This is a genomic window from Flaviflagellibacter deserti, assembly GCF_042652085.1.
Taxonomy (GTDB): Bacteria; Pseudomonadota; Alphaproteobacteria; order Rhizobiales; family Methylopilaceae; genus Flaviflagellibacter; species Flaviflagellibacter deserti.
Map to the genome: position 1 here is coordinate 440,615 of NZ_JBHSJF010000008.1, position 18,064 is coordinate 458,678.

Below are 18,064 nucleotides of genomic sequence, written 5' to 3' on the forward strand. Positions count from 1 at the left end.
AAATTCACTTGTTCACTTCTAGTGACGAAAATGACGCACCCCCATGAGAATCATGGCGATTCCGTGTTCGTCGGCCACATTTACCACTTCATTATCGCGCACTGAACCGCCCGGTTGTATGGCGGCTGTCGCACCCGCCTGGATGGCCGTCAGCAGCCCGTCGGCGAACGGAAAGAACGCGTCGGAAGCGACCACGCTTCCCTTGGTCGGTGAATCCGTCCGGCCGGCCTCGCGGGCGATTTCTTCCGCCTTGGTGACAGCGATCCGCGCCGAGTCGACGCGGCTCATCTGTCCAGCGCCGATGCCGACCGTCGCGCCCCCCTTGGCATAGACGATGGCATTCGACTTCACGTGCTTGACGACGCGCATCGCGAACAGGAGATCGGCGAGTTCCGCACTGGTCGGCGTGCGTTTGGTGACGACCTTCAGTTCCAGATCGTCGACAACCACATTGTCCCGGCTCTGCATCAAGAGGCCGCCGGCGACCGATTTCACGATCAGTCCGCCCGCGCGGGTGTCCGGCAGCCCGCCGGTCAGCAGCAGGCGCAGGTTCTTCTTCGCGCCGATGATCTGGATCGCCTCGTCGCTCGCATCGGGCGCGATGATGACCTCGGTGAAGATTTTCACCATCTCGGCGGCGGCTTCGGCATCGAGCGTGCGGTTGACCGCGACGATGCCGCCGAAGGCCGAGACCGGGTCCGCCGCGAGCGCACGTCGATAGGCCTCCGCGACATCGCCCGCTTCCGCAACGCCGCAGGGATTGGCGTGCTTGATGATCGCGCATGCGGCCGTGTTGGCCGGATCGAACTCGGCGACGAGCTCGAACGCGGCGTCGGTGTCGTTGATATTGTTGTAGGAGAGCTCTTTGCCCTGCACCTGCCGGGCGGTGGCGACGCCGGGGCGCTGGTCCTGCGTCAGCCAGAGGCTTCCGGTCTGGTGCGGGTTTTCGCCGTAGCGCAGCGTCTGGCCGAGGCTCGCCGACATCGCGCCGAACGACATTGCGCTCTCGCCGATATGCCGGGAGAGATAGCTCGCGATCGCCGCGTCATAGGCCGAAGCCCGCGCGAACGCCTTCGCCGCCAGCGCCTCGCGGAACTTCTGGGTGGTCGCGCCGCCGTTCGCGTCCATAGCGCCCAGCACCGCCGCGTAATCCTTAGTATCGACGACGACCGTCACATCGGCATGGTTCTTCGCAGCACCGCGGATCATCGCCGGGCCGCCGACATCGATGTTCTCGATCATGTCGTCATGCGGCGCGTTCTTCTTCAGCGTCTCCTCGAACGGGTAGAGATTGACGACGAGAAGATCGATCGGCGCGATGCCGTGGTCGGCGGCCGACTTCTCGTGCTCCTCATTGCCGCGGATCATCAGGAGGCCGCCATGCACCGACGGGTGCAGCGTCTTCACGCGGCCGTCCATCATCTCCGGGAAGCCGGTCACATCCGAGACGTCCGAAACGGCGAGGCCTGCATCCTTCAGCGCCTTCGCGGTGCCGCCGGTCGAGATCAGGGCCACGCCGCGTTCACTGAGCGCCCTCGCGAAGTCGACCAGACCTGTCTTGTCGGAAACGGAGAGAAGCGCGCGGCGGATCGGGCGGTCGGTCATGGCAAGGTCCGGTGAGGGCAGGGCGGCGCGATAGCACGCCAGGGCACGCTAGAACAGAGCCGGTGCCCCAGGTCCGGCTCCATTGCCGGTATGGGTCAGGCTCCAGGCGACGCGTGTCCCGGCCTTGCGACCGAGTCGAACCACGATCTGCTCGGCCCGGCGCGGGCCGCTGTCGCCGGCGAAGAACACGCTCTCCTCGACATGGGCCTCCTGCTGGTCCACGGCGAACGTCCAGCAATCGCCGGAGGGGAGCGTCAGCAGGACGCTGTTGCCGCGTCCGAGCCGCGCGGCACGGACACCGGGATGCAGATGGAAGCGCAGCACGGTGTCGGCGGTCGTGCGCTGACGCACGGGGCGGATGACGTCCATGCCCTCGACCCGGTTCCCGTCGGCGTGGACGCGAAACGTCCGCTCGTGGACGAGGCCGAGCGGCTTGGCATAGCCGTCATGGATCGCGCGGAGCACCGTCCCGCCGCGTCCGTCGTCGCGCTTCACGTCGACTTCGTTCGGCCCCTCGCGGACCAGGCGTCCGACAAGCGCGGTGACGAGACGGCCGCGCACGAAACGGCAGGACGAGCGGTCGTCGAGCGTCACGGTGGAGTGCGCCGCGGTCTTCCGCGCTGCATCCCGCCAAGGCGCGTGCGAGGGGCCGGGCGCGCCGCAATTGACCACGAGGCGCTCGGCGCCGACAGACATTTCGAACGACAGCGTCCCGGCATGGGCGGTTTCGCTCAGGCCGAGCGGCGGCGGACGGCCGGTGTCGGCGACGAGGACGGTACGGCCTGCCTCGATGCGCTGATAGCCGGAATAGCCGGCATTCATCACCGGCCGGCCCTGGGTGTCGTCGATCGTCAGGATGCTGTCGAGCAACAGGCGATCGGTCGGCCCCGCGCCGTTGAAGAGTGCGAGATTGCCGTCCGCATGCCGGAAGAAGCGCAGCATCGGCAGCATACGGTCGAGCAACTGCATCATGCCCTTCGGCGGTTCCATCGAGCGGCGCGCGAAATTCTCCTTCAGCATCAGGAGATCGACGGTCATCGCCAGCAGGTCGTCGGGATTGCGCGTCGCTGGCCCGCCGTCGAGCAGGACCAGCGCCTTGAGATCCGAGGCAAGAAAGTCGCTGCCCATTCGCAGCGCGCGCGTCGCATCAGGAAGGCAAAGCCCGGCCTGGGTCAGTGCCACGGCGGCGGTCAGTCGCGGCATTCCCGGAGAAAGGCTGCGGAGATCGCGCTTCAGCCGCTGCTCGTGCCGGACAAGGGAACGAAAGAAGTTCTTGCGGAAACCGGCGTCCGCCCCGTTCAGCAGGAATGGCGCATGTGTCAGCCAGGAGATCAGCCTGCGCGCTGTGATCGAAGGTCCGCGTCCCGCCTTTCCCAACCTTTTGGTCGAGATCCATTCGTCGAGCGAAGTGCGCGCGAAGGCGCGTGTCAGTGCCGTGTCGGCGGCGGCAAGATCGGCGAGCCAGCCGAAGCAATGGAGCGCTTTCGCCCATTCTTCGGAGGGGGGCGCGATACCGAAAACCGGATTTCCCTTCGTCTCGACCGAATGGCCGGCAAATGCGAAACGGCCGCCATAGAGTTCGGCGCCGCGCCGGGCGTCTCCCAGAGCAACCGGCAGAGGCGATAGCAGAAGGTGGTCCGGTTCGGAAAAGGGCGGGCTGAAGCGGAGCAGCCTCTGGGGCTTCAGCCGCGCGAATGCGCCTCCCGCGAGCAGCGCCGCGAGGCGTGCATTGCTTCTGGTTCGGTCCGCTATCGCCTCAACCGACACGCGTAGCCCTCTGGCCGATTCGCGAAGAGTAGATGACATCTGCGGCGGAGGTTAGACGAATCTAGCGGCGCACGAGCCGCGCGGCGAAGAATCCGTCGAGCCCGGCGAGACGGGGTTCTGGATTGGGTAGGTGCGAGGGCAAAGTACGCAATTCGCCCTTGTCGTTGATCGCACTTTCGAGCCCCGGCACCTCCTCCGGACGAACCGCGTCGCGCTCCAGATCCGGATTGCGGGTCAGCAGGGCCTCGATCTGATTCTCGCCTTCTTCCGGCTCCAGCGAACAGGTCGAATAGACCAATATGCCGCCGGGTTTCAGCAGACGTACCGCGCCGTCCAGAAGGCGTGTCTGCAGGTCGGCCAACGAAGCGATGTCCTTTTCCGATTTGAGCCAGGCGACGTCCGGATGGCGGCGGATCGTGCCGGTCGCCGAGCAGGGCGCGTCGAGCAGGATGGCGTCGAACGGGGCCGTATGGAGGGCGGCGGCGTCCGCCGCGATGGTCTGTGCCTCCAGTCCGAGCCGCTTGAGATTCTCGGTCAGGCGCCGCAAGCGAGGCGCCGAGCGATCCACGGCGGTTACGTCGGCTCCGGCTGCCGCAAGCTGGGCGGTCTTTCCGCCCGGCGCGGCGCAGAGATCGGCGATCCGCATGCCGGGTTTTGCGTGAAGCAGTTGCGCCGGCAAAGCGGCGGCGGCGTCCTGTACCCACCATTCGCCGTCGGAAAATCCGGGAAGCTCCATCACCGGGCCGTGCGGGACGAGCCGGACCGTTCCGGTCGGCAGCGCCCTGCCGCCGAATTTCTCGGCCCAGCCGGCAGGATCGGTCTTCACGGTGATGTCGAGCGGCGGTTCGTTGCGCTCGCCTTCCGCGATCGCCTTCGCGCCCTCGGCGCCCCACGCCTTCACGCGACGAGCCTGAAGCCATTCGGGAACGTCCCGGGACGTGTCGGCGATGAAGGTCGAAAGCTCCTCCCGCTCACGGGCGATGTTCCGCAGCACCGCGTTCACCAGTCCCGCGAACGGCCGCGCCTGCCGGTCGGCATTGGCCTGGTCGACCGCGACGCCGACGGCGGCGTGGTCCGGAACGTCCATCAGAAGGAGTTGCGCCGCGCCGGTCAGGAGAATGCTTTCGAGGCTGCCGCGCGGATCGAGCGGCTTCCTGAGATAGCGCGCGACGACCGCGCGCAGATTGCCGAGCCGCCGGAGCGTCGTTCCCGCGATGGCGCGAGCCAACGCGCGGTCGCGCTGGTCGAGCGCGGCGAACGGGCTTTTCGGATCGTCGAGAGCTTCGTCGAGAGGGCGGCCACGCTGCAGGACGCCATGGACCAGCTGCGTGGCGGCGCGCCGGGCGGCGAAGCCCGGCGCGTTCATGTTTTCGTTCATCGGGGCCTTATGCCCGCTTTTGCGCGATCAATCAGCCCCAGGGGCCGCGCCGTCCCGTATTCCAGGGACTGGCGGGTGCCGCCTGCGGCGCCTGCGCGAAGCCGCCGCGACCGGTCGCGCCCATGCGCGCGGCCAGATCCTGAAGCGCGGCAATGCGGTTGCCGGTGTCGGGATGGGTCGAGAACAGATTGTCCATCCGCTGGCCGGACAACGGGTTGATGATGAACATGTGCGCGGTCGCGGGATTGCGCTCCGCCTCCATGTTCGGGACCTGATGGGCATAGTTCGAGATCTTCGCCAGCGCGGAGGCCAGCGAAAGCGGTTGACCGCAGATCTCGGCGCCCATTCGGTCGGCTTCATATTCGCGCGACCGCGAGATCGCCATCTGCACGATCATCGCCGCGATCGGCGCGAGGATCATGATCGCGATCGAACCGATGATGCCGATACCGCCATTGTTGGAGTCGCGGTTGCCCGAGAACATGAAGGCGAAGTTCGCCAGCATGCCGATCGCGCCAGCAAGCGTCGCGGTCACCGTCATGGTCAGCGTGTCGTAGTTCTTCACATGCGCGAGTTCGTGCGCCATCACGCCCGCCACCTCGTCGCGGCTGAGCGCGTTGAGCAGTCCGGTCGAGGCCGCGACCGCCGCGTGTTCCGGGTTGCGGCCGGTGGCGAACGCGTTCGGCTGCGCGCTTTCGATGATGTAGACCTTCGGCATCGGCAGCCCGGCGCGCTGCGCCAGTTCCTGGACGAGGCCGTAATATTCGGGGGCGCTGCGGGCATCGACCTCCTTGGCGCCGTACATGTGCAGCACCATCGAGCCCGAATTCCAGTAGCTGAAGGCGTTCATGGCCAGCGCGACCATGAAGGCAATCATCATGCCGCCGCCACCACCGATGAGGTAGCCGACACCCATGAAGAGGGCCGTCATGCCGGCAAGCAGGATGGCGGTCCGTGCGTAGTTCATCAATTCCTCCAGGCAGCGTTTCCAGACGCCGCGTCGGGACTATATGTTGGCCCGGCGAAACTTGCTGCAAGAACGGGACACTACGGTAATGGCGGACCGGAAAGACAATCTCGCGAACGAGCGCTCGCTCAGCGATGCAGCAAAGCGCGCGCTCGCCGAGGCCGAGCAGCGCCGCGCCGCCGCCGCGCCGGCGGACAAGCCCGTTGAACATCGCGGCCCGAAAGGGCCGGAGCCCATCCGCTACGGCGATTGGGAGATCAAGGGCATCGCGAGCGACTTCTAGCGTAGGCCTGCTATTGCCCAAGGCTGCCGGCGCGGATAACCTCCCCGCCGTCTTCGTGCCAACAACAAGGGAGGGAGCGCATGGCATCATCGTTCGCAGTTCTCATCCCCGGCACGGTCCTCGGCTAGGTCCGAACCCGACCGCTTCGGTCGTCTTTTTCGACATTTTCGATCATTTGGCGCTGCATTCCCGACGGATTCGCGCGCCTGAGCACAGGCCGGCATTCGCGTGCCGGAAGCATGTCATGACCGCTCGTCAGAAAGGCCAGCGGACGGACGCAATCCGTTCCGTCCTCGGCTTTACGTTCCGCCATTGGCGGCATCAACCGGGCCAGCTCGCGCTGATCGCCTCGACGATCATGCTCGCGACTCTTGCCGATATCCTGCTGCCGCTTTTCGCCGGCCGTCTCATCGACGCGCTGTCGGACACCGCGCGCCCGCGTGAGGCCGCGCTCGTCGATGCCCTGTGGGCGTTCGGCGCCATGGCCGTTCTCGGAATTGTGCTGATAGTGTTCCGCCACATCGCGTGGAGCGGCATCATCCCGTTCACGCTGAAGATCATGTCGGCGGTCGCGCAGGATGCGTTCCACCGCGTCCAGCGCTTCTCGTCGGACTGGCATGCCAACACCTTCGCCGGGTCGACGGTGCGGCAGGTCACGCGCGGCATGTGGGCACTCGACACGCTGCACGACACGCTTCTGCTCGCGCTCTGGCCCTCGCTCGTCGTGCTGGTCGGGACGATGCTCCTCCTTGGCTTCCACTGGCCGGTGATGGGGATCGTCATGGCCGTCGGCAGCATTGGCTATGTCGCGCTGACGGTGCTGCTCGCGACCCGCTACATCGCTCCGGCGTCCCGCCTGTCGAATGCCTGGGACACCCGCATCGGCGGCACTCTGGCCGACGCCATGAGCTGCAACGCCGTGGTGAAGAGCTTCGGCGCGGAAGCGCGCGAGGATCAGCGCCTTGGCGGCGTCATCGCCAAATGGACGCGCCGTACCGCGCGGACCTGGACACGCCATACCCGCAGCTCAACCTGGCAGATCATGGTTCTGCAGACCCTCCGGCTCGGCGTGATCGCGCTCGCGATCTGGCTCTGGTGGCAGGGCCGCGCGACGCCGGGCGAGGTCGTCTACGTCATGACCACCTATTTCGTGGTCAACGGCTATCTCCGCGAGATCGGCCAGCACGTGAACCATCTCCAGCGTTCTGTGAACGACATGGAGGAACTGGTCGGCCTGCACGACACCGCGCTGGGCGTCGAGGACGTGCCGGACGCGAAGCCGATCCGCATCTCGGGCGGGTTGATCCGCTTCGAGGACGTGTCGTTCCACTATGCGGGTCACGCCACCCCGCTCTACGAGCACCTCGACGTCACGATCCGCGCGGGTGAGCGCGTCGGCCTGGTCGGCCATTCCGGCTCGGGCAAGACGACCTTCGTCAAGCTGATCCAGCGGCTCTACGACGTCACCGGCGGCCAGGTGCTGATCGATGGGCAGGACGTCTCGCAGGCAACCCAGAGTTCGCTCCGCGCGCAGATCGCCATCGTCCAGCAGGAGCCGGTCCTGTTCCACCGCACGCTGGCGGAGAACATCGCCTATGCGCGTCCGGGGGCATCCATGGCCGAGATCGAGGAGGCGGCACGGCTCGCCAATGCCGACGGCTTCATCGAGCGGCTGCCGAAGGGCTACCAGACTTTGGTTGGCGAGCGCGGCGTCAAGCTGTCTGGCGGCGAGCGCCAGCGCGTCGCCCTCGCGCGAGCTTTCCTCGCCAATGCGCCGATCCTGATCCTCGACGAGGCAACGTCGAGCCTCGACTCGGAATCGGAGGCCTTGATCCAGCAGGCGATGAACCGGCTGATGCGCGGCCGTACCGCGATCGTCATCGCCCACCGTCTGTCGACGGTGCGCACGCTCGACCGAATCCTCGTCTTCGAGCAAGGCAGGATCGTCGAGCAGGGCAAGCACGATACGCTTCGCGCCATGCCAGGCGGCCACTATCGCCGTCTGTTCGAGACGCAGGTCGAGGCGGCTTTGGTGTGACGGATCGCGGCGCGCGCTTCCGGCGTTATGGGTCGCGATGAGCGACCAGGCCAAGCCAACAATACAGAGACCGCCTCCGAAACGGTGGCGGTCTCCCAATCCGGGCTCGATCGTCCTCCGCCTCCTGACAGCATTGTTCCTCATAGTGGTTGTCGGCTTCGTCTATATCGACCGCCACGCGCCGCTGAACCCCTCCGCGCCGCCGAACATCGTCACCGGGCTCCAGCTCCAATTGATGCGCGCCTTTCCCGAGCGCTGCGTGGCCGCGCTCGCCCGCGCCGACAATCTTTCTTTCGCCCTCTCGCCGCGTCCGATCGACAACGGCTGCGGCTATCCCGACGGCATATCCATTTCCCGCTCCGGCGTGTCCTATGGCGGGGCCGTCGTGCTGCGCTGTCCGGCAGCGGTCGCGCTCGTGATGTGGGAGCGGCACGTCCTGCAACCGGAAGCGCAGCGCGTCTTCGGCAAGCGCGTCGCCTCGGTCGAGACCTACGGCACCTATTCCTGCCGCAACGTCTACAATCGCGAGGACGCCCGCCGCAGCCAGCACGCGACGGCCAACGCCATCGACGTCGCGGGGATCACGCTGCAGGGAGGTCCGGCGATTACCGTCAGGCGCGGCTGGGAGTCAGGCGAGCAGGGGCGCTTTCTCAGGGCGATACGCGATGGCGCCTGCGGCTTGTTCCGCGTGGTTCTCTCGCCCGATTACAACAGGGCGCACGCCGATCATTTGCATCTCGACATGGGGCGCTGGATGGCCTGCCGCTGATCAGAGCCCGGCATGGGCCTTCTCGCCCCAGACCGCGCGAAGCCGCGCCTCGCGCTGGCAGCCGATCAGATAGGCTTGGTAATGGCCGGGATTGGTCTTGGCGAAATCCTGATGTTCCGGGCCGGCGGGCGTGAAGAGGCTCGCCGGGCGGATTTCGGTCGTCACCGTCTGGTTCAGGTCCTTGCCGACTTCGATCTTCGACGTTTCCGCCAATCGCTTCTGCGCGTCGCCCTCGACGAACACCGCCGTGCGGTACTGGTCGCCGAAATCGCAGAACTGCCCGTAATCATTGGTCGGGTCGATGTCGTGCCAATAGATGTCGAGCAGCTTGTCGTACGTGATCTTCTTCGGGTCGTATGTCACCTGCACGGCTTCGAGATGGCCCGTCTTGCCGCGCACGACCTCGTTGTAGGTCGGGTTCTCGGTCTTCCCGCCCATGAAGCCCGACACCGCCGAAATGACGCCCGGCTGTCCGTCGAACGCTTTCTCGATTGACCAGAAGCAGCCACCCGCGAAGGTGGCGACCGCTGGTCGTCCGTCATCGTCGGGGTCTTCCGCGCGAGCCTGGAACAGGCTCGCCCCTCCTGCGATTGAAAGTGCACTCAGGACGGCGCCGACGATCAAGTGGATGTGCATGGGCATCACTCCGGACGCGATGTGCGCGGGACGCATGAGATACGCCTGATTATGGCGTTTGGACGCCGGAACCCTCCAGCGCGCGTCAACTCGGCGTGATCAATTTTGAAATGCTTTCCAGAGCATAGCGCTTAGTGCGACGGCCACCAGCGTCCAGATGCCGGCGATCATGGCTGCCCCGGCGAAGCTGACGGGCCGGGTCGCGAGCGTCTCGGCGGTCGCGCGATGCTCGGCCATGATCGCGGGATCGATCAGCCGCGACAGACCGGCAATCGCGATCGGCAGTAGGATAACCTCGTCGAGATAGCCGAGGACCGGGATGAAGTCGGGGATCAGGTCGATCGGCGACAGCGCATAGGCGGCGACCAGTGCCGCCAGTGCCTTCACCGAGAACGGCACGCGAGGATCGCGCGCCGCGAGCCAGAGCGCCGTCGCATCGCGGCGGAGAAGACGCGCCCAGTTCTTGAGGCGCGCCCACATTTATTCCGCCGCCTGTTTCTTGTTCTGGCGGTTGTCGACGAGGTCGGTCACCACGGCGGGATCGGCGAGCGTCGAGGTGTCGCCGAGATTGGTGAAGTCGTCCTCGGCGATCTTCCTCAGGATGCGGCGCATGATCTTGCCCGATCGCGTCTTCGGCAGGCCGGGAGCGAACTGGATCACGTCGGGCGAGGCGATCGGGCCGATCTCCTTCCTCACCCACAGGATCAGTTCCTTGCGGAGTTCCTCCGAGGCGACCTCACCGCTCATCAGGGTCACATAGGCGTAGATGCCCTGGCCCTTCATCGCGTGCGGATAGCCGACGACGGCCGATTCCGAGACCTTGGGGTGGGCGACCAGCGCGCTCTCGACTTCGGCGGTGCCGAGGCGGTGGCCGGAGACGTTCAGCACGTCGTCGACGCGGCCGGTGATCCAGTAATAGCCGTCCTCGTCGCGGCGGCAGCCGTCGCCGGTGAAGTACTTGCCCTTGTAGGTCGAGAAATAGGTTTCCTCGAACCGCTTGTGGTCTCCGTAGACGGTGCGCATCTGACCGGGCCAGCTGTCGGTGATGACGAGATTTCCGGAGGCCGCGCCCTCGAGAACCTTGCCGTCGGAATCGACCAGTTCCGGCTTCACGCCGAAGAACGGTTGCGTCGCCGAGCCCGGCTTCAGCGGCGTCGCGCCGGGGAGCGGCGTGATCATGTGGCCGCCGGTCTCGGTCTGCCACCAGGTGTCGATCACCGGGCAACGACTGTCGCCGACAACGCGGTAGTACCATTCCCAGGCTTCCGGATTGATCGGCTCGCCGACGGTCGCGAGCAATTTCAGGCTTGCCCGCGAGGTCTTCTTCACCGGCTCGTCGCCCGCGCCCATCAGCGCCCGGATCGCAGTCGGTGCGGTATAGAAGATGTTGACCTTGTGCTTGTCGACGACTTCCCAGCAGCGCGACACGCTCGGCCAGTTCGGCACGCCCTCGAACATCAGGGTCGTCGCGCCGTTCGCCAACGGGCCGTAGAGCACGTAGGAATGGCCGGTCACCCAGCCGACATCGGCCGTGCACCAGTAGATGTCACCGTCATGGTAATCGAACGACATCTGGTGGGTGTAGCTGGCATAGACGAGATAGCCGCCCGTCGTGTGCAGCACGCCCTTCGGCTTCCCGGTCGAGCCCGACGTGTAGAGGATGAACAGCGGATCTTCCGCGCCCATCTCCTCGACCGGGCAGTCCGTCGAGACGCCCTTGGCCGTCTCGTCGAACCAGACGTCGCGGCCGGGCTTCATCGGCACGTCGGCGCCGGTCCGCTTCACGACCACGACCGATTTCACGCCAGAGCATTTCTCGAGCGCGGCATCGATATTCGCCTTCAGCGGGATCTTGCGTCCGCCGCGCACGCCCTCATCGGCGGTGATGACATATTCCGACGTGCAGTCGGTGATGCGCCCGGCGATCGAATCCGGCGAGAAGCCGCCGAAGACCACCGAATGCACCGCGCCGATGCGCGCGCAGGCCAGCATCGCATAGCCCGCTTCCGGGATCATGGGCATGTAGATCGTGACGCGGTCGCCGCGCTTGACGCCCTGCGCCTTCAGCACGTTTGCGAAGCGGCAGACCTCGGTGTGAAGCTCGCGATAGGTGATATGGCGTGACGGTTCGTTCGGATCGTCTGCCTCGAAGATGATGGCGGTCTGGTCGCCGCGCTTGGCGAGGTGGCGGTCGACGCAGTTCGCGGCGACGTTCAGCGTGCCGTCCTCGTACCATTTGATCGAGACATTGCCCGGCGCGAACGAGGTGTTTTTCACCTTGGTGAACGGCTTGATCCAGTCGAGCCTCTTGCCCGTCTCGCCCCAGAAGCCGTCTGGATCCGAGACCGAGCGCGCATAGAGCGCCTTGTATTCGGCATCATCGACCCAGGCGCGCTCCGCCCAGTCCTTGGTGACCGGATGGATCTCGGACATGCAACTTCCTCCACACGAGCCCGGTCCGTCCGGGTCTTCTTCATCAGTCAAATTATGAGATTGGCCGGGGGGTAAGCAAGCTCGACGGCTTGTTCGTCATATGCGTGAAGGAGGTTTCGCGATGCAAACTCTCAAGATCACCACGCTCGGCAATTCTGCGGCGGTCTATTGCTGAAAGCCGTTCTCGAACATCTCCGCGCGTCCAAGGGGGACCGCCTGTTCCTGACGGAGACGAAGGACGGCTATCTCATCACGGCCTATGATGAAGAAGTCGCCAGGCAGCTCGAAGCGGCTGAAGAAGTCATGCGAGAGGACCGGGATGTGCTCCGTGCTCTCGCGAAATGACGGATGAGCAGGAGCCTCCATGGCTTCATCCGGCGATGATCCGGGCCGTTCACGAAACGCCAGATCGCCGAGCATGGGTGGTGGCTCGACGGGTCTCAGGGACGAGGGAGCTCTTGAATCCGCTCTCGCCCGGCCGCGAATGAAATGGACCTACGGTGAGCGCCACATGCCCGTCCTTGCCGGGGCCTACGCTTTCGGTATCGCCACGCGGACTGGCTTCGAAATCGCGCCAGCCCCGGCGGCCCGATCAGTGGCCGCTGAAGACCAGCGTCTGAATCGGCAGTATCAGCGCCTGCAGGCGAAGGATTATGGCATGGACGATGCCCACCGCGTCCACCGCGTGAAGAACCAGTCCACGAAACGCGCCGGTATCCTCGGAGGCGATCAGGTCATGATTGCTGGTATAGGCGTTGGCGATGCAGCTGCTGCCGGGCGTCACGCCCTCAAGCCCGCCCTCATAGAGCGGTTCGAGGAACACCAGGATTGTTCCCGGCCGCACCACCTGCTGCGGATCGACCAATTGCTCGCCGCCGCGGAACTGACCGGCGGCGATGAAGTCCTGCACCTGCGTCACGACCATCGGGATGACCGTCCACGGCTTTGAGATGCAGGTGACCTCGGCCACCATGCCGACCTTCATCACCTGCGCCTCGATCTGCCCGAAGCCCGCCGTTATCGCTCTTCGGCCCGCTCCCTCCGGGATCAGAACGCCGGCGGGACGCATGAACGGATTGACCACGTCGCCGACACGCAGGGTGAATTGCTCGACCCGTCCGTTCACGCCGGCTCGGACGACGGTCTTCTTCAGTTCCACCTCGGCCTGGGCCAGCGCGGCTTCGGCGCTGGCCTTCTCCGCTGGTAACAGAGTGGAAATCCGTGCCTCGGCGGATTCTTTTGCGGCCGTCGCGGAGGAGATGGCGGCCTTCCGGCCATCCACCGTGTTCTGGAGTTTTTCGATCTCGCGCGCCGCGACGATGGAGGCGTTCCGCCGGTTCAGCTCCTGCTTCGTTTCGAGCTCGTCCAATGCCTGCCGGTGAGCGCTCATAGCCTCCTGGATCTTTCCTTCCGCTGCGGCGATGTCGGATCGGGCCACCACCAAAGCAGCATCCACTTCGGCGATCTTGCGGCGTGCGGCCTCCGCCGCGGCTTCCTGGGTCGTGCTGTCCAATCTGAAGATCGGGTCGCCCTGTTTGATGTCGCCGCTCAATTCCACGTAGACCTCGGCGACGCGCCCGTTCGCTTCGGGAACGATGGGCACCGTCCGGTAGAACAGGGTCGCGCTGGTGGTGGAGGGATGATTGTAGAAGATCACCGTGATCAGCCCGACCGTCAGTATCAGGCAGGCGGTGATGCCCCATCTGAGCTCAAAGAACACCGAATAGAGAGTGATCTCCCGGCCGATCCGCTTACCCTGTACATAGCGGCGGTAGACATAGTCTGGGAGGATCGTCAGCAGCGAGCAGAGGAGAAGCTCAAGCATGGCTCACCTCTCGGCTACGGCCTTAGCAAGCTGCGGCGTCAGGGTCGGCTCGCGCTCTTCGGGAGTCGGCGCGGCCGGATCGTCGGGCACGTCGTCGGCGCCCTTGCCCGGCGCAACTCCGGCGATCTTCTCCAGCGATCCCGCCATCCTGCCGAGCGGCCCGCCGAAATCGGGGAGGTCGATCAGCGCGAGCAGCAGGCCGGCTACCCAGAAGATATGCATGTGTGTGAACAAAGCGAGGAGGCCGAGCACCGCGACGATCTCGAACTGCAGTTTCTTGGATTTGTGAGCGATGCGCTCGGGCAATGTGTGCAGTCGCAGGAACAGAACGCCGACAGCCATCACGGCAATCAAGAGGAGGGTCGCGGCGACGACCATGAGGACATCTGTCCCGCCCGGCTCGGTGATAAAGGCCGGCAGATGATGGGGTGCTGCGGGATTGAGCGACACGGCCATGTTCAGCCTCTCGTTCGGGCTTTTTCTTGCGATGACTATAGCACCGGGTGTCGCGCCTGCCAGCGCTGAACGACGGCGGGTAGGGCTTCCGCCCATTCAGAAGGAGGGCCGCACACTCCGAGCCCGTGACCATCCTCCGACACGGCCACTGCGTGCCCGGCTCAGGATGAGGAGGAAATATATTGACTTTATTCCTATACTGTGGTTGTCTTCCCGCACTTCCGGTCACGGAGGGCGTCATCGCGAGGCGTCGTTGTGGCGGATCGGGAGTGCGGTGGCCGGGTCGAGGTTCGCGACCGTGATCCGGAGGCCCAAGGCATGTGGTCCCGGCGGGTTAGACTCCCGTCACTAGGGTGTCCATCGGCCTCTCCCGTTCCGGCGGAAACCGACCGCCCAGGGAGAGCGGGCACCCGCCAGCGGAGGCTAGAAAGCTAAGCCTCCGGGGGCGATGTGCAGCAAGCCAAGCACACCGCGCGCGGGACGTCGCGAGAGCGTCTTCCCGAGGTGAGCAAAACAACTGGTTTGGCCCTTCAATTCATCAGGCCAGACCGCCCCGGGAGAGGTCGATCTCCCGACGTCCCGCGCATCCCTCCAATGAGGACGCGACGAGGATTTTGGCCGCGAAGGAAGCGGGCCAGCGCGAAGATACTTCGAGCCACGGAGCGCTGACGTGTGTCCGGACTTATGCCTCTCCCGTTTACGGGAGAGACCGACTCGCGAAGCGAGCGGGTGAGGGCATGTGAGCAGTCGCGAGCATCGTGCTTGCCCTCACCCCGGTCGCGTGACCGCGACTCGACGCTCTCCCGCTTCGCAGGAGAAGGAAGCCTCAAAACGCCTTGAACGTGATGATCGTCCGCGTGTCCTGGATACCGGGCACCTTCTGGACCTTCTCGTTCACGAAATGACCGACATCGGTGTCGGCCGGCACGTAGAACTTCACGAGGAGGTCGTAGTCGCCCGCGGTCGAATAGATCTCGGACGCGATCTCGGCGTCGGCCAGTTCGCCCGCAACCTCGTAGCTCTTGCCGAGCTGGCATTTGATCTGGACGAAGAACGCGATCACGGGAGACCTCCAACAGCGGCGCCAAACTGGCGAAAAGCACCGGTCGTTGCAAGCTGGGGTCTGAACAAGCTGGGGCCAGAAAATGAAATGCCCAGGCTCCGGCGATCGGGCGCGCGCTCCTTCGAGCACACACTCACGACCAACTACGGGCCTGGGCAAATCCTTGCCAATCAGTAGGCCGTTCCTAGGCACGGCCGGAGTGGACCGGAGGAGTACATCCGTCCGTCCGGTCGCATCGCCTTATCATCGGTCTTTCGACCGGCGGCGACGCCTCGCTGTCTGATTGGTCCGGCTAAGATGGGTGGGCGAACCCGGGTTTCAAGGGGTGACGCCGCCCATTTCGCAAACGATCTTCCATTCGTCCTCGGTCACGGGCTGGACCGAGAGCCGCATCGAGGTGACGAGCGCCATCTTGGCGAGCGAGGGCGTCGCCTTCACCGTCGCGAGCGTGACCGGCTTCGGCACCGGCTTCACCGCGCGGATGTCGACGCATTCCCACTGGCCGCTGTCGTCGGTCGAATCCGGATGCGCCAGCTTGCAGACCTCGACGATCCCTACGACATCCTTGGTCGCGTTCGAATGGTAGAAGAAGCCGAGGTCGCCGAGCTCCATCGCCCGCATATTGTTGCGGGCAAGATAATTGCGGACCCCGTCCCATTCCTGTCCGGCCTTGCCCTTTGCCTTCAGCATCTCGAACGAAAAAACGTCCGGCTCGGACTTGAACAGCCAGTAACGCATCAAACCTCCGCCTTCAGTGGACGCGCCAACAATTCCTCGACCGCCTCGCCGACCGAGATCGCCCGCTCCAGCACATCGCGGACAGCCTTCGCGATCGGCAGTTCGACATCGTGCTTCTCGCCGAGAGCGACCAGAGCCTGCGCGGTGAACGCGCCCTCGGCCAGCTTGTCGGGCGGTGTCTCACCCCGGCCGATCGCCTGGCCATATGAGAAATTGCGCGACTGCGTGGTCGTGGCAGTCAGGACGAGATCGCCGAGACCGGACAACCCCATCAGCGTCTCCGGCTTCGCGCCGAGCGCGCTGCCGAGACGGCGCAGCTCCGCGAAGCCGCGAGCAATCAGGGCAGCGCCCGCACTGGCTCCCAGCCCGCGCCCCGCCGCGATGCCGGCGCCGATGGCCAGAACATTCTTCGCCGCGCCGCCGATCTCGACGCCGAGCACGTCGTCCGAGTGGTAGAGCCGCAGGCCCGGCGAGGCGAGGCTGGCGGCGAGGTCCGCCGCCAGCCATTCGTCGTCGGCCGCGATCGTCACTGCCGTCGGCAGTCCGCGCGCGACATCCGCCGCGAAGCTCGGACCGGACAGCACGGCCGCCGGATTGTCCGGCAGCACGGCGCGCAGGATCTGCGACATGAATTGCAGGCTGCCGCGTTCGATCCCCTTGGCGCAGGAAATAACCGGCGCGCCCGGACGCAGATGGATCGCGGCATTCTCCGCGGCGGCGCTCATCGCCTGCGCCGGCACGACCATCAGGACGGCGTCCGCATCGACGATGTCCGCAATTGCGGCGATAGGTCGGACAGCAGGCTCGAGATCGACACCCGGCAGATAAGCGGCATTGGTGCGCGTCTCGGAGAGTGTCGCGATATGGCCCGCATCGATATCCCAGAGCACGACCTCGCGCCCGGCACGCGCTGCCGCATTGGCGAGCGCGGTTCCCCAAGCGCCCGCTCCGAGGACGCCGATCGTCGAGAACGTCGTCATGCGCGGGCTCCCGGCAAAGCGGACTTCTCGTCGAGCGGCCAGCGAGCACGTGGCGCGGTGTCGAGCGGGTCGGTCAGTCCCAGCGCCAGACGCTCGGCGCCGGCCCAGGCGATCATCGCGCCATTGTCACCGCAGAGATCGAGCGGCGGCGCGACCAGTTTCACGCGGAAATGCTCCGACATGCGCTCAAGCCCGCCGCGCAGCGCGGCGTTCGCCGCCACGCCGCCTGCGACGACAAGCGCGGACGGATGGCCGAACTGCGCCTTGAACATCTGCAGCGCGACCCGGACCCGGTCGAGCACCATGTCGATCACCGCCGCCTGGAAACTGGCGCAGAGATCGGCGATGTCGCGATCGGACAAGGGGGCGATCTTCTCGGCTTCGATCCGAACGGCCGTCTTGAGACCCGCCAGTGAGAAATTTGGTTCTGCGCGGCCGATCATCGGCCGCGGGAAGTTGAAGCGGCTGGAATCGCCGCTCTCGGCGGCCTTCTCCACCTGCGGTCCTCCCGGATAGCCGAGCCCGAGCAGCTTGGCGACCTTGTCGAACGCCTCGCCGATGGCGTCGTCGATGGTCGTGCCGAGGCGACGATATTTCCCGACGCCCTCGACAGCGAGCAATTGCGAATGGCCGCCGGAAACGAGGAGCAGCAGATAGGGAAACTCGACCCCGTCGGTCAGTCGCGCCGTGAGCGCATGACCCTCGAGATGGTTCACCGCGAGGAACGGCTTTCCGGCCGCGAATGCCAATGCCTTCGCGGTGGTCAGTCCGACGATCACCCCGCCGATCAGCCCCGGTCCCGCGGCTGCCGAGACGCCGTCGATGTCCGAGATATCGGTCTCGGCGTCAGTCAAGGCCTGCGCGACGACTCGGTCGATCGCATCGATATGGGCTCGGGAGGCGATCTCAGGCACGACCCCGCCATAGGCCGCGTGCTTCTTCACCTGCGACAGAACGACGTTCGAAAGAATGCGCGCGGAGCCGTCCTCGCCCCGTTCCACCACGGAGGCGGCAGTCTCGTCGCAAGTGGTCTCGATGCCGAGAACGCGCATTGGATGTCCGCTTAGTGCATCTGCGAGGTTTCGAGATGGCGTGTCACCCTATAATCTCGCCGAACCTCAAACCA

The 18,064-nt window shown here is 65.5% G+C and carries 17 protein-coding genes; 3 read left to right on the plus strand and 14 right to left on the minus strand.

From position 1 onward, the window contains the following. Positions 1-18: 18 nt before the first annotated feature. The 4 genes from purH to htpX form a co-directional block, all read right to left on the minus strand. Positions 19-1,605: a bifunctional phosphoribosylaminoimidazolecarboxamide formyltransferase/IMP cyclohydrolase gene (gene purH, locus ACFPFW_RS17915; protein ID WP_114957791.1), complete on the minus strand. Its 1,587-nt coding sequence runs from the start codon at positions 1,603-1,605 to the stop codon at positions 19-21. A 48-nt stretch (positions 1,606-1,653) separates the two neighbouring features. Beyond that, positions 1,654-3,372 carry a heparinase II/III family protein gene (locus ACFPFW_RS17920; protein ID WP_162799736.1) on the minus strand — a complete coding sequence of 573 codons (1,719 nt, stop codon included), beginning with the start codon at positions 3,370-3,372 and terminating at the stop codon, positions 1,654-1,656. A gap of 61 nt (positions 3,373-3,433) precedes the next feature. Beyond that, positions 3,434-4,750, minus strand: a complete 1,317-nt coding sequence (gene rsmB, locus ACFPFW_RS17925) for a 16S rRNA (cytosine(967)-C(5))-methyltransferase RsmB (protein WP_114957789.1) — start codon at positions 4,748-4,750, stop codon at positions 3,434-3,436. A 31-nt stretch (positions 4,751-4,781) separates the two neighbouring features. Then, positions 4,782-5,717 (minus strand): zinc metalloprotease HtpX, encoded by a 936-nt coding sequence (gene htpX, locus ACFPFW_RS17930; RefSeq protein WP_114957788.1) that lies wholly within the window; start codon positions 5,715-5,717, stop codon positions 4,782-4,784. Between the two features lie 88 nt (positions 5,718-5,805). Between htpX and ACFPFW_RS17935 the strand changes: the two genes are divergently transcribed. From ACFPFW_RS17935 to ACFPFW_RS17945, 3 genes are all read left to right on the plus strand, one after another. Continuing rightward, the gene (locus ACFPFW_RS17935; RefSeq protein ID WP_114957787.1) at positions 5,806-6,000 is read left to right on the plus strand and encodes a DUF1674 domain-containing protein; all 195 of its coding nucleotides are present in this window, start codon (positions 5,806-5,808) and stop codon (positions 5,998-6,000) included. Between the two features lie 244 nt (positions 6,001-6,244). Continuing rightward, the gene (locus ACFPFW_RS17940) at positions 6,245-8,038 is read left to right on the plus strand and encodes an ABC transporter ATP-binding protein (RefSeq protein ID WP_114957786.1); all 1,794 of its coding nucleotides are present in this window, start codon (positions 6,245-6,247) and stop codon (positions 8,036-8,038) included. A 37-nt stretch (positions 8,039-8,075) separates the two neighbouring features. Beyond that, on the plus strand, positions 8,076-8,807 hold the full coding sequence (locus ACFPFW_RS17945; protein WP_114957785.1) for an extensin-like domain-containing protein: 732 nt from the start codon (positions 8,076-8,078) through the stop codon (positions 8,805-8,807). On the opposite strand, the gene msrA is transcribed toward ACFPFW_RS17945, so the two are convergent. The 10 genes from msrA to tsaD all read right to left on the minus strand — a co-directional run bounded on the left by msrA (position 8,808) and on the right by tsaD (position 17,990). Beyond that, complete coding sequence (gene msrA / locus ACFPFW_RS17950; protein ID WP_379771754.1) at positions 8,808-9,443, minus strand: peptide-methionine (S)-S-oxide reductase MsrA; 636 nt, start codon at positions 9,441-9,443, stop codon at positions 8,808-8,810. It abuts the gene before it with no gap. Positions 9,444-9,542: 99 nt separating this feature from the next. Continuing rightward, a complete protein-coding gene (locus ACFPFW_RS17955; protein ID WP_114957784.1) occupies positions 9,543-9,923 on the minus strand; it encodes a YkvA family protein in 381 nt (126 codons plus the stop codon). Continuing rightward, a complete protein-coding gene (gene acs / locus ACFPFW_RS17960; protein ID WP_114957783.1) occupies positions 9,924-11,876 on the minus strand; it encodes an acetate--CoA ligase in 1,953 nt (650 codons plus the stop codon). A gap of 165 nt (positions 11,877-12,041) precedes the next feature. Beyond that, positions 12,042-12,296, minus strand: a complete 255-nt coding sequence (locus ACFPFW_RS17965; RefSeq protein ID WP_162799735.1) for a hypothetical protein — start codon at positions 12,294-12,296, stop codon at positions 12,042-12,044. A gap of 172 nt (positions 12,297-12,468) precedes the next feature. Then, positions 12,469-13,701 carry an HlyD family secretion protein gene (locus ACFPFW_RS17970; RefSeq protein ID WP_114957781.1) on the minus strand — a complete coding sequence of 411 codons (1,233 nt, stop codon included), beginning with the start codon at positions 13,699-13,701 and terminating at the stop codon, positions 12,469-12,471. A gap of 3 nt (positions 13,702-13,704) precedes the next feature. Next, positions 13,705-14,157 carry a hypothetical protein gene (locus ACFPFW_RS17975; protein WP_379771757.1) on the minus strand — a complete coding sequence of 151 codons (453 nt, stop codon included), beginning with the start codon at positions 14,155-14,157 and terminating at the stop codon, positions 13,705-13,707. 826 nt (positions 14,158-14,983) lie between these two features. Beyond that, complete coding sequence (locus tag ACFPFW_RS17980; RefSeq protein ID WP_114958527.1) at positions 14,984-15,220, minus strand: Lrp/AsnC ligand binding domain-containing protein; 237 nt, start codon at positions 15,218-15,220, stop codon at positions 14,984-14,986. 318 nt (positions 15,221-15,538) lie between these two features. Continuing rightward, a complete protein-coding gene (locus ACFPFW_RS17985) occupies positions 15,539-15,958 on the minus strand; it encodes an EVE domain-containing protein (RefSeq protein WP_114958526.1) in 420 nt (139 codons plus the stop codon). After that, positions 15,958-16,938, minus strand: a complete 981-nt coding sequence (locus ACFPFW_RS17990; RefSeq protein WP_114958525.1) for an NAD(P)H-dependent glycerol-3-phosphate dehydrogenase — start codon at positions 16,936-16,938, stop codon at positions 15,958-15,960. Before ACFPFW_RS17990 ends, ACFPFW_RS17985 begins: the two co-directional genes overlap by 1 nt. Next, positions 16,935-17,990, minus strand: a complete 1,056-nt coding sequence (gene tsaD, locus ACFPFW_RS17995) for a tRNA (adenosine(37)-N6)-threonylcarbamoyltransferase complex transferase subunit TsaD (RefSeq protein WP_114958524.1) — start codon at positions 17,988-17,990, stop codon at positions 16,935-16,937. The genes ACFPFW_RS17990 and tsaD overlap by 4 nt, the downstream gene beginning before the upstream one ends. Positions 17,991-18,064 lie beyond the last annotated feature (74 nt).

Excerpts from the sequence above, each read along its gene's own strand:
- rsmB (WP_114957789.1), bottom strand. The coding sequence starts at position 4,750 with ATGAACGAAAACATGAACGCGCCGGGCTTCGCCGCCCGGCGCGCCGCC.
- htpX (WP_114957788.1), bottom strand. The coding sequence starts at position 5,717 with ATGAACTACGCACGGACCGCCATCCTGCTTGCCGGCATGACGGCCCTC.
- ACFPFW_RS17965 (WP_162799735.1), bottom strand. The coding sequence starts at position 12,296 with ATGCTCGGCGATCTGGCGTTTCGTGAACGGCCCGGATCATCGCCGGAT.
- acs (WP_114957783.1), bottom strand. The coding sequence starts at position 11,876 with ATGTCCGAGATCCATCCGGTCACCAAGGACTGGGCGGAGCGCGCCTGG.
- ACFPFW_RS17970 (WP_114957781.1), bottom strand. The coding sequence starts at position 13,701 with ATGCTTGAGCTTCTCCTCTGCTCGCTGCTGACGATCCTCCCAGACTAT.
- ACFPFW_RS17985 (WP_114958526.1), bottom strand. The coding sequence starts at position 15,958 with ATGCGTTACTGGCTGTTCAAGTCCGAGCCGGACGTTTTTTCGTTCGAG.
- purH (WP_114957791.1), bottom strand. The coding sequence starts at position 1,605 with ATGACCGACCGCCCGATCCGCCGCGCGCTTCTCTCCGTTTCCGACAAG.
- ACFPFW_RS17940 (WP_114957786.1), top strand. The coding sequence starts at position 6,245 with ATGACCGCTCGTCAGAAAGGCCAGCGGACGGACGCAATCCGTTCCGTC.
- ACFPFW_RS17945 (WP_114957785.1), top strand. The coding sequence starts at position 8,076 with ATGAGCGACCAGGCCAAGCCAACAATACAGAGACCGCCTCCGAAACGG.
- ACFPFW_RS17975 (WP_379771757.1), bottom strand. The coding sequence starts at position 14,157 with ATGGCCGTGTCGCTCAATCCCGCAGCACCCCATCATCTGCCGGCCTTT.
- tsaD (WP_114958524.1), bottom strand. The coding sequence starts at position 17,990 with ATGCGCGTTCTCGGCATCGAGACCACTTGCGACGAGACTGCCGCCTCC.
- ACFPFW_RS17935 (WP_114957787.1), top strand. The coding sequence starts at position 5,806 with ATGGCGGACCGGAAAGACAATCTCGCGAACGAGCGCTCGCTCAGCGAT.
- ACFPFW_RS17955 (WP_114957784.1), bottom strand. The coding sequence starts at position 9,923 with ATGTGGGCGCGCCTCAAGAACTGGGCGCGTCTTCTCCGCCGCGATGCG.
- ACFPFW_RS17990 (WP_114958525.1), bottom strand. The coding sequence starts at position 16,938 with ATGACGACGTTCTCGACGATCGGCGTCCTCGGAGCGGGCGCTTGGGGA.
- msrA (WP_379771754.1), bottom strand. The coding sequence starts at position 9,443 with ATGCACATCCACTTGATCGTCGGCGCCGTCCTGAGTGCACTTTCAATC.